This window comes from Thalassolituus sp., assembly GCF_034111725.1.
Classification (GTDB): domain Bacteria; phylum Pseudomonadota; class Gammaproteobacteria; order Pseudomonadales; family Oceanobacteraceae; genus Thalassolituus.
In genome coordinates, this window is record NZ_JAWUWR010000016.1 from 18,460 (window position 1) to 27,658 (window position 9,199).

The following is a 9,199-nucleotide window of genomic DNA, read 5'->3' on the forward strand; positions in this document are numbered from 1 at the left end:
TTCGTGAGACTATCTGCTCTTCCCGAGATCACGCTAGCTTCCACCTAACTGACCTATATCATTCCTATTCAGGCATAAAGCTTCTATGGTGGTGTTCCTACGTTACGGAAGAATGCTATGAAATCCGCATTAATCATTGGGGGCATTGTCCTTGCCGTTATTGCGGCCGTTAGCCTTTGGCCTCAAACACCGATTGCTGTTACCACCACAACCGTACAAATGGGCACCGTAGAGTCACTGGTATCCAATACCCGCTCAGGAACGATTCAGGCCTGTTTACGCTCGCATTTATCACTTACCCAAGGTGGGCAGGTGAATCAGTTATTAGTGCAGCAAGGCGATAAGGTCGTCGCGGGGCAATTACTCATGACCTTATGGAATGATGATATCAAGGCCGGCCTTGCACAGGCGCAGGCACAAGTAGCCATAGCGCAATCAAACAAAGCATCGCGCTGCCGCCAAGCCGAGTCCGATTTACGTGATGCCAAACGCCTGCGCGACTTACGCAAAAAGAATATGGCATCGGAAGAACAACTGGATCGCTCCAATACCGTTGCCGACATCAGTCGTTTCGCCTGCGAGCAGCAGGATGCACAAATTCAGCAAGCGCAATCGGCTCTCAATTTACAACAAGCTCGCCTAGCACAAACTGAATTACGCGCTCCGTTCGCCGGAATTATTGCCGAAGTTAACGGCGAAGTTGGCGAATATGCCACGCCCTCGCCTCCGGGAGTTGCCACCCCACCAGCGATTGATCTCATTAACCAAGAATGCCTCTATGTGCGTGCGCCAATTGATGAAGTGGACGCAGCGCAAGTTAAAATCGGCATGGAGACTCGGGTTACCCTAGATGCGTTCCAAGATCAAACATTCACAGGGCTTGTTAGCCGGATTGCACCCTATGTTCAAGATCTTGAAAAACAAGCACGTACTGTCGATGTCGACGTCACCCTTAGTAGCTTGCCACAAGATATCGACCTACTTATTGGTTACAGCGCTGATATCGAAGTCATTACCGCATCGCGTGATAACGTTGTGCGCATTCCTACCGAATTATTGCTGGAAGGCAACAAAGTACTAACGGTGCAGAACGACGCCATTGCAGAAGTGCCATTAACCCTTGGTTTAACCAACTGGACGTGGAGCGAAGTGACCGCCGGAATCAAGGCTGGTGATGCTGTGATTAGTAGTTTGGACATTCCCGATTTAAACCCAGGAATCAAAGTAAAAATTACACCAGCAAGCGACTCTGGAATAACAAAAGATGATTGATGTTAAAGGTGTTCATCGCACTTTTATTCTTGGCGATCAACCCGTTCACGCGCTTAATGATATTCACCTGCATATTGATAAAGGCGAGTACATCTCCGTGATGGGGCCGTCTGGCTCAGGGAAATCGACGCTACTCAATATGTTGGGGTTACTCGATGTACCAGACGATGGCGAATATTGGTTAGCAGGTAAAAATACCGTACCTATGAGCGAAGAACAGCGTGCCGCTTTTCGCCGCGATCATATTGGTTTTGTTTTTCAGTCGTATCATTTAATTCCACGCTTAAGCGCACGCGAAAATATCGAACTCCCACTCATGCTAGCTGGCATAGCACCTAGCGAGCGCCGCCGCCGCATTGAACCCGTCCTCAAACGTTTAGGTTTATTGGATCGCGCCGATCACAAACCCGAACAGTTATCTGGCGGCCAACGCCAACGTGTTGCTATTGGGCGGGCAACGATTATGAATGCCCCACTGCTGCTAGCCGACGAACCAACAGGTAACCTTGATAGCCAAGCCGGTGAAGAAGTAGTGAATTTATTAGAAGAATTAAATCACAACGGCACCACCCTAATCGTCGTAACCCACGATACCGATCTCGGTTTACGTGCTGGCCGCAGAATTCGCATGGTCGATGGTGGTATTGTTGAGGACAATCGCGCGTGATGACCCTGCGTGATCAAATCGGCTTTAGCCTTATCGCCATCACGCGACAACGCTTTCGCACCATAATGCAATTGGTGGCGATGGCCATCGGTGTATTAGCAGTCGTGCTATTAACTGGCCTAGGAGAAGGCGGTCGCCAATACGTATTAACCGAATTTTCATCCCTCGGCAAAGACACCATTCTTTTGCTGCCGGGACGCAAAGAAACCAGCGGCGGCATGCCACCCCTCAGCGGCGAAGGCACACGCGATATCACCCTTGATGATGCCACCAGTTTACTGCGTTTACGCAATGTCGAGCGCATCGCGCCTTTAGTCGTCGGAAACACCAGTATCAGCGCCGGTAACCGTAGCCGCGAATCGCTAATTATTGGCACCAATGCCGCCTTCTTTGCGGTACGAAAACTCGAAGTTCGCCAAGGAAAAATATTAGCCGACATTCCTTTAAATCAAACCCAACCCGACTGCGTAATCGGCGCGCAATTAAAGCACGAATTATTTGGCCCACGCATAGCGATTGGCCAATGGTTAAAGCTTTCACAATACCGCTGTCGGGTGATCGGTATTCTTGCCGACACCGGCACAGGGCTTGGCATTAATATGAGCGACGCATTGATTATTCCTGTTGCTAATGCCATGCAATTATTTAATACCGAAGGTTTATTTCGCGTAATGATTGATGTGCGCTCAGTGCAAGCAATACCCGCACTAATTTCTAACATTGAACAACAAATGACGATGCTGCATGACGGCCAACTCGACGTTACCGTGACAACACCCGATTCTCTTCTCGCCGCCTTCGATAATATTCTACTGGTACTTACTTTCGCCATCGCCGGTATCGGCGGCATCAGCCTTATCGTTGCCGGTGTTCTGATTATGAATATGACCGTCATTAGCGTATCGCAACGCAGCTCAGAAATTGGCTTATTAAAAGCACTCGGGGCGTCGAGCCACGAAGTGAAAATACTATTTATTACAGAAGCTTCAATGCTCTCTGTATGTGGTGCCGCGCTTGGACTAGCCACTGCCGAAGCCTGCCTCTGGCTAGCGCGCCAACAATTTCCAGACGTGCCCTTTCATGCCCCATGGTGGGCAAGTGCAACCGCCGTTGGTGTTGCCGCCGGGACTGGGCTTTTATTCGCGTGGCTACCGGCCCGACGCGCTGCCGCTCAAGCACCCGTGCTGGCATTGCAAAAACGCGGGGGTAAATAGCGATGCGCTGGCTTGATTGGCTGCGACTGGTGCTTTCATCCGTATTAGCGAGCCCACTTAAAAGTTTATTAACCGCTCTGGGGATTGCCATAGGCATAGCCGCAGTAACGCTTCTGACCTCAATGGGTGAAGGTGTACGCCACTACGTACTTGATAACTTCTCGCAATTTGGTACCCGTATTATTGCCATTAGCCCAGGTAAGACCGAAACCTCAGGGATGGGCAGCCTTATTAGTTCGGTGCGCTTACTCACCATGGACGACCTTCGCCTGCTGGAAAACCTACCGGGGGCCGAGCATGTAGTGGCCAACGTACAAGGCTCTGGCCCTATTCGCCATGGAGAAAAAGTACGCAACACCACAATCTATGGAACCACCCCAAGCATGGTAAAAGCATGGGATTTTAAAGTGGCCAGCGGACGCTTTTTACCCGATAACCACCGCCAAAACTCTCCCGCTTACGCCGTGCTAGGCCACAAAGTAAAAACTGAATTATTTACGACCAGCAATCCGTTAGGCGAAATTATTCGCGTAGGCGGACAACGCTATCGCGTGATTGGTGTAATGCAAGAAAAAGGCTCAATGCTAGGATTTGATCTCGACGACATGGTCTATATCCCCGCCGATAGAGCACTTAGCTTATTTGATCGTGAAGGCCTGATGGAAATTGATGTCGTGTTTTCAGCCGCCACCACCTCAGACCGAATGGCCAGCTTAATAAAACAACGCTTGATAGCCCGCCACGGCCAAGAGGACTTTACCTTAGTCACCCAAGACGAAATGCTCGCCAGCTTAAACCGTATTTTATCTATGCTAACCCTCGGCATAGCCGCGCTGGGATCGATCTCACTCATTGTCGGCGGCGTTGGAATATTTACCGTCATGACCACCAACCTAGCCGACCGTATTCCCGAAATAGGCTTACTACGCGCCATTGGTACGTCACGACGCCAATTACTGGGAATATTTGTTGGTGAAGCAATCGCGCTTTCGCTATTAGGTGGTTTAGCCGGAATGGGCTTTGCCCTACTTGTGCTCGCCATACTGAGTATCGCCCTACCCGAGTTTCCGATGACACCCAACGTCATCTACCTTTTCAGCGCCTTGATTAGCTCGGTAATCATTGGATTGATTGCAGGGATAAGGCCTGCTTGGCAAGCCTCGAAGCTCAGCCCAGTGGTGGCGCTAAGGGATGAATAAAGCTTGAGTGTTTTTTGAACTCATTTGTAGATTCTCCGAACCTCAGCAGTAAGAGCTTCCTTTGCACCAGACTCAAGAAGTCGACCATGAGCAGCAACAATAGCATCAAAATCGAGAGCTAATAATTTTTCAAAGTCAGACTTGAGTGATCCGCCTTTAGGTGTCACGCCTTTAAGCCACGGCGGACCAATATTCACTCCGATTTTAAAGCCAAGCAGTTTAAAGGCAATTTTAGTAAACCAAGTAAAATAGCTCCAATCCGCTTGATATTGCACGCTATCGGTTGTGATCAGAAGCTTATTATCTTTAAGAAATAAAGCCGCTTCAGGGTTTTTAGCAGACTCAAAAATAAAAAATTCTGAATTTGGAAATGGGCTAACTGAGTTTGTCGTTATCAATTGAGTTGCTTTCGGCTGAGGGTAAGTAACCTGCCCTGCTTGCGCCCAGAATTCGCACGGATACCGATCTAAATAAAATGCATCATCAAGCCCATGGAAGTCGCCAAGTCTCATAATGTGTTTGACGTCACCAAGCTGATCTAAACTAGAAAGCCCTTCTTCGCTCATACGAACAGGATTGATTAATGTTAATTCTTGCCCGCTCTTGAGAATGACCATATTTCGATTCATTCGCATCCCCGGCCCCATTTTTATACTGCCGTGTAAAAGATAGACTCCCGGATACAAGCTAACTATTTCATCGTGAGGGTAAGATTGTGGATACATCACTCTTCCTTAATTTTTTGTATTTGAATATTTCATTAAATTTCGAACAATAAATTGGCCAAACTGCACATAATTATTAAGTGCCAGAAGCATGAAAGAAGCTGCGAAGGCTAATAGTTGTGAAAACAGAATCATTTAGCAACTAATATCGCATACGAAATATCACTCCAGAAAATCTAAGATACACTCAAAGTAAGCAATTTTCACGAATCGAAAAAACCTAAAGTATCCGCAATTGCTAAGAAAATCATCATTACTCCCGATATTGTTAACAACCAATAAAATATTGCAGCTAAAATACGATCTGACAGGTTTGTTTGATCATGCAGTAGCTCCGAATTAGCGTACAAGAAAGATAATGGAGTATTTTCAAGCTTTTTACTTAGTTTACGAGGTATAGAGAGAGACTGGGCTACATTAATAATATCCCACCCACTAACATACTCAAATCCTAGCTTATCCTTAGTTTTAGGATTTTTTCTAAGTTTTCGCACTGTTATTTGCCCAAAAAGCACATAAAATATAGCTGCAAAAAAACCTATTACGCAAGCAATCGCTAGAAGTTGAGAAAGTAAACTCATTCTATTTAATCCCGTTCATAATTCGATCATACCAGTCGCCACCATTTTCCTTAACTTGACCATTAATCCACATTGATGCGCCCGCAGCAGAAGCTGCAACAGCGGCACCACCCACTAGTAGACCGACCCATCCAACCGGAGTGGCCACTATAAGTAAAGTTAACGCTGCGACCCCGGCGTTGACTGCAACGGTCCCTGCAATAGCACTAGCAGCAAAACTACTCGACTCAACAAATAGTTCGCGTTCCCAATTATCATCGGCTTGATAGCTACTATGGATATTACCAGCGCGACTACCAAAATCGATAACAGCAAGTCCATTACCTAGGACTTTAGCGTACTTGGTAAATTTCACTAGATTATTAGCTTGAACCTGACTCGTGACATTTAGTTTGGCAACATTACGGCTACTTTCTGCAATATTCGTCGCTCTTTCAACATTGGTCAGCGGAACACCACGGCGTGCTTTTACTTGCGCAGTAACCATTTTTAATTCATTACGGAACTGACTCTGCATCTTCTCAAATGCAACCTGCGCCTTTTGCTTCATAGCGGCTTTCATTGGCGACTTGGAGACAATCGCCTGGCGATATTCCATTAAAGCTGCTTGATAATCTTTCACAGAACCTGCAAACCCACCCAATCGATTAGCATAGACACTTGTCGAAGCGCCCATGAGGCCAATATTGTACTCTTTAAGCTTTTCGGTGATTTCAGCCAATGCCACGATATTGTCGCCACCGTACGACAAAGAGAGATTGGTTAGTTCTTTCGCTACGGGTGCAGGAGAGAGTTGAGCGAGAATACTTCGGCTAGCACCTGATTGGTCGTTACCAATAACATATGGCGTGTTAGCGGCCATAATTGTTGGTTTTAAGCAGCTAAAGGCCGATATTTGATCAATTTCAATACCGCATTGAAGTTGAAAGTTTTGAGGGCTTAACGATTGATTGCAAAGCAGAATCTCACTCATTTTAAAATCCATTTTGTAAATAATGACGTTACTGTCTTTTGAAACTTCGAGTTTATTAACTACAGGTGACACTTACAAGAAATCTATCACTGAATTTCACTACTATGCCCGCAGCAAACCAAATTCAGAGCAAGCGTTCAACGTTAGATCTTACCTTCAGGGGCGCGGTTACTGGCAAGGCACTATAAAATCAACATGGTAATGCTCGTCATGCCTAACCCATGAGCGCTTTGTGGAAAACTGAATATTGTCTTTCAGATATACACCATATTTCGTTTTGAAAAGATTTGGCTGAAGTTCAGGCGCAAAGATCACACGCCATATATCGTAACCAAGCTTTTTAGCTTCACTATGTAATGCCACTATATGTGCGGCCATTGCCTCGTAATCTATTTTGAAACCTTCATAGTGACCACTGTTATCAAACTCAATGTTGTAACCAAATTTATTGAAAAGGTTGGTAGGCAAATGCACTGATTCACCTATCGAATTAACAACAGGAACCATGAAGTCTACAGAAAGGCCATTACGATGGGTTTTATGTGGCGAGAACTGGCCTCCGTCTTTAAACCCAGTTTCAGCATATTTATAAACCTTGTTTGGCTGCTCGCGCTCCAAATCGGAATACGCCGCAACAATGATGTTATACACCGAAGAATGCACATACGTCCTTCCGGCTAGCCGAGCTACATTGCTATAACTCTCAAAGTTATTACCTTCACTAGGCAATTGAACGCCATTCTCAAGTGAACCATTTGATGTCGTTCCGTGGCAAATACTGTCGCTCGCAGAAGCGTAGCTCGCCGTTATCGAGAGGATTAGAAGTGCGAGTATTGGAAATAGATGTCTCATAATTTTTATCACTTATTTTTTACCGCCACCAAAAACAACCAAACGCCAAAAACGATCACAGCGCTCGCTATTACTGCAATAAACGTCAGTACCTCGCCCAATACTAGGCTACCCATAACGGTTGCTATTACAGGTACCAATAACTGCAACTGCGCGGCTTTTTGTACGCCAATTAACGGTAACACTCGATACCACAAGTAATAGCCAACGCCAGACGTTAATGCGCCAGAAGTAACAGCCAAAAAGAAAGCGTTAGAAAACCAGTCGATATCGAATGACTGCCCGAATGGAATGCTTAATACAAAAAACAAACCCAACATCAACAGAGTTGCAGCAACAAACGCAGAGCTAACATCAACAAGTGGTGCGACCGAGCCCCTGCCTAATAATACAAACATGGCCCAGCCCATTGCTGCTAACAGCATCAGACCCGCGTAGCCGATATAAGTGCCGTCGGCATTCGGTAACAGCAGTAATGCCAAACCGGCAATCGCAATCAAAGCGCCGAGCACCTGTTGTTTATTGAGTCGTTGACCGGAAAACCGTGCAACCAATAGCAGCATTAATTGCACAGCAACAAACAAAATAAAGGCACCGACACCGGTATCGAGTTGAACGTAAGCCAACGAAAACATTAGCGCATACAGCAGCAAGCTCGCACCCAACAACCAGAATCGGCGAGAACTAAAGGGCAGCAACCTCAAACGAGGAATAGACGGCAAGCAATACAACAAGCCAACCAGAGTCACCGCCCCGCTGAATAAACGCAACACGGTAAACACGATAGGATCGTAATGAAATACCAGCAATGCCCAGCGGCACAGCAGCGAATTGGCCGCAAAAGCAATAAATACGACGGCGACCAAACCAAGCGACGGTACTGAGTTATTCATTGATTACCTTAAAATATCTGATCACCGTTTAGTACCGAGAGTACCTCCTCAAAGCGCAGCCCTGCTAGACCTAGCCTATCGCGAATAATACCGAGCACTGGGGCAACCAGCACTACATCTTTGCCAACAAGGTGATATTTGGTAAATTCATACAGAGAATTCATAAAGGTTAATGTTTTTTGATATGGAAAATAGTGCATAAGTTTTTGGAATTGGTGAATAGTTCTACGGACAATCTCTAAATATTTATTGATTGTGATGCGCTAAAACGGGGGAAGATCAAGCGTCAACTAGACAAGCTTGTTAGCTCTCGGGGCTCCCAAACAGAGCCAAAGCAAGGGCTTCAATTTCCTTGCTCATGGCTAGTTTTGTTCTCCATTTTTTAGGGATAGACTCCACACCATAATAAGCTCCCGATATCTGCCCACAAACTGCAGCGGTTGTATCTGCATCGTTACCTAAGTTTGCCAAACGTATACGCGTATACCGCGTATACGGACAGTCATCCTAAGATGAATGCCTGATTGATCAGGAACGTCAATACCGCTAGTTTGAAAATACGAAGCAAGCCGCAGGAGGCTAGGATGCCTAAACAGCATCCTAAGATGGACAGTCATCCTAAGATGAATGCCTGATTGATCAGGAACGTCAATACCGCTAGTTTGAAAATACGAAGCAAGCCGCAGGAGGCTAGGATGCCTAAACCAAGAAAAGAACTCATATCACTCGAAGCCACACCCTACTACCACTGTGTTTCGCGCTGTGTAAGGCGTGCATTCTTATGTGGAACAGACAACGAAGGCCGTAGTTTTGAACATAGACG

Annotated in this window: 11 protein-coding genes and 1 pseudogene; 5 read left to right on the plus strand and 7 right to left on the minus strand. The window is 46.2% G+C overall.

The genetic code is table 11. The features are described from left to right. Nucleotides 1-117 precede the first annotated feature (117 nt). From UXZ23_RS02670 to UXZ23_RS02685, 4 genes are read left to right on the plus strand one after another with little or no spacing between them, the layout of a single operon-like run. Nucleotides 118-1,272, plus strand: a complete 1,155-nt coding sequence (locus UXZ23_RS02670) for an efflux RND transporter periplasmic adaptor subunit (protein WP_320819110.1) — start codon at nucleotides 118-120, stop codon at nucleotides 1,270-1,272. After that, nucleotides 1,265-1,939: an ABC transporter ATP-binding protein gene (locus UXZ23_RS02675; protein WP_320819111.1), complete on the plus strand. Its 675-nt coding sequence runs from the start codon at nucleotides 1,265-1,267 to the stop codon at nucleotides 1,937-1,939. The genes UXZ23_RS02670 and UXZ23_RS02675 overlap by 8 nt, the downstream gene beginning before the upstream one ends. Continuing rightward, complete coding sequence (locus UXZ23_RS02680; protein ID WP_320819119.1) at nucleotides 1,939-3,153, plus strand: ABC transporter permease; 1,215 nt, start codon at nucleotides 1,939-1,941, stop codon at nucleotides 3,151-3,153. Before UXZ23_RS02675 ends, UXZ23_RS02680 begins: the two co-directional genes overlap by 1 nt. A gap of 2 nt (nucleotides 3,154-3,155) precedes the next feature. After that, nucleotides 3,156-4,352, plus strand: a complete 1,197-nt coding sequence (locus UXZ23_RS02685) for an ABC transporter permease (RefSeq protein WP_320819112.1) — start codon at nucleotides 3,156-3,158, stop codon at nucleotides 4,350-4,352. Between the two features lie 20 nt (nucleotides 4,353-4,372). Here the strand turns inward: UXZ23_RS02685 and UXZ23_RS02690 are convergent, their stop codons facing one another. The 7 genes from UXZ23_RS02690 to UXZ23_RS02720 form a co-directional block, all read right to left on the minus strand. Continuing rightward, nucleotides 4,373-5,077 (minus strand): hypothetical protein, encoded by a 705-nt coding sequence (locus tag UXZ23_RS02690; RefSeq protein ID WP_320819113.1) that lies wholly within the window; start codon nucleotides 5,075-5,077, stop codon nucleotides 4,373-4,375. A 203-nt stretch (nucleotides 5,078-5,280) separates the two neighbouring features. Further along, nucleotides 5,281-5,658 carry a hypothetical protein gene (locus tag UXZ23_RS02695; RefSeq protein WP_015487295.1) on the minus strand — a complete coding sequence of 126 codons (378 nt, stop codon included), beginning with the start codon at nucleotides 5,656-5,658 and terminating at the stop codon, nucleotides 5,281-5,283. Between the two features lies 1 nt (nucleotide 5,659). Next, nucleotides 5,660-6,631, minus strand: coding sequence for a hypothetical protein (locus tag UXZ23_RS02700; RefSeq protein ID WP_320819114.1), 972 nt, complete (start codon nucleotides 6,629-6,631; stop codon nucleotides 5,660-5,662). A 168-nt stretch (nucleotides 6,632-6,799) separates the two neighbouring features. Next, nucleotides 6,800-7,483 carry a penicillin-insensitive murein endopeptidase gene (locus UXZ23_RS02705; protein WP_320819115.1) on the minus strand — a complete coding sequence of 228 codons (684 nt, stop codon included), beginning with the start codon at nucleotides 7,481-7,483 and terminating at the stop codon, nucleotides 6,800-6,802. An 8-nt stretch (nucleotides 7,484-7,491) separates the two neighbouring features. After that, a complete protein-coding gene (locus UXZ23_RS02710; RefSeq protein ID WP_320819116.1) occupies nucleotides 7,492-8,376 on the minus strand; it encodes a DMT family transporter in 885 nt (294 codons plus the stop codon). A gap of 8 nt (nucleotides 8,377-8,384) precedes the next feature. Beyond that, nucleotides 8,385-8,540: a hypothetical protein gene (locus UXZ23_RS02715; RefSeq protein ID WP_320819117.1), complete on the minus strand. Its 156-nt coding sequence runs from the start codon at nucleotides 8,538-8,540 to the stop codon at nucleotides 8,385-8,387. Between the two features lie 139 nt (nucleotides 8,541-8,679). Beyond that, a complete protein-coding gene (locus tag UXZ23_RS02720) occupies nucleotides 8,680-8,847 on the minus strand; it encodes an ADP-ribosylglycohydrolase family protein (RefSeq protein WP_320819118.1) in 168 nt (55 codons plus the stop codon). A gap of 224 nt (nucleotides 8,848-9,071) precedes the next feature. Here UXZ23_RS02720 and UXZ23_RS02725 point away from each other — a divergent pair. Beyond that, nucleotides 9,072-9,199 (plus strand): annotated as a pseudogene (locus UXZ23_RS02725) (alpha-amylase family glycosyl hydrolase); the annotation flags it as partial.

What these genes read in the sequence shown, in the direction of transcription:
- UXZ23_RS02685 (WP_320819112.1), top strand. Translation starts at nt 3,156, where the DNA reads ATGCGCTGGCTTGATTGGCTGCGACTGGTGCTTTCATCCGTATTAGCG.
- UXZ23_RS02670 (WP_320819110.1), top strand. Translation starts at nt 118, where the DNA reads ATGAAATCCGCATTAATCATTGGGGGCATTGTCCTTGCCGTTATTGCG.
- UXZ23_RS02700 (WP_320819114.1), bottom strand. Translation starts at nt 6,631, where the DNA reads ATGAGTGAGATTCTGCTTTGCAATCAATCGTTAAGCCCTCAAAACTTT.
- UXZ23_RS02675 (WP_320819111.1), top strand. Translation starts at nt 1,265, where the DNA reads ATGATTGATGTTAAAGGTGTTCATCGCACTTTTATTCTTGGCGATCAA.
- UXZ23_RS02715 (WP_320819117.1), bottom strand. Translation starts at nt 8,540, where the DNA reads ATGAATTCTCTGTATGAATTTACCAAATATCACCTTGTTGGCAAAGAT.
- UXZ23_RS02690 (WP_320819113.1), bottom strand. Translation starts at nt 5,077, where the DNA reads ATGTATCCACAATCTTACCCTCACGATGAAATAGTTAGCTTGTATCCG.
- UXZ23_RS02710 (WP_320819116.1), bottom strand. Translation starts at nt 8,376, where the DNA reads ATGAATAACTCAGTACCGTCGCTTGGTTTGGTCGCCGTCGTATTTATT.
- UXZ23_RS02695 (WP_015487295.1), bottom strand. Translation starts at nt 5,658, where the DNA reads ATGAGTTTACTTTCTCAACTTCTAGCGATTGCTTGCGTAATAGGTTTT.
- UXZ23_RS02705 (WP_320819115.1), bottom strand. Translation starts at nt 7,483, where the DNA reads ATGAGACATCTATTTCCAATACTCGCACTTCTAATCCTCTCGATAACG.
- UXZ23_RS02680 (WP_320819119.1), top strand. Translation starts at nt 1,939, where the DNA reads ATGACCCTGCGTGATCAAATCGGCTTTAGCCTTATCGCCATCACGCGA.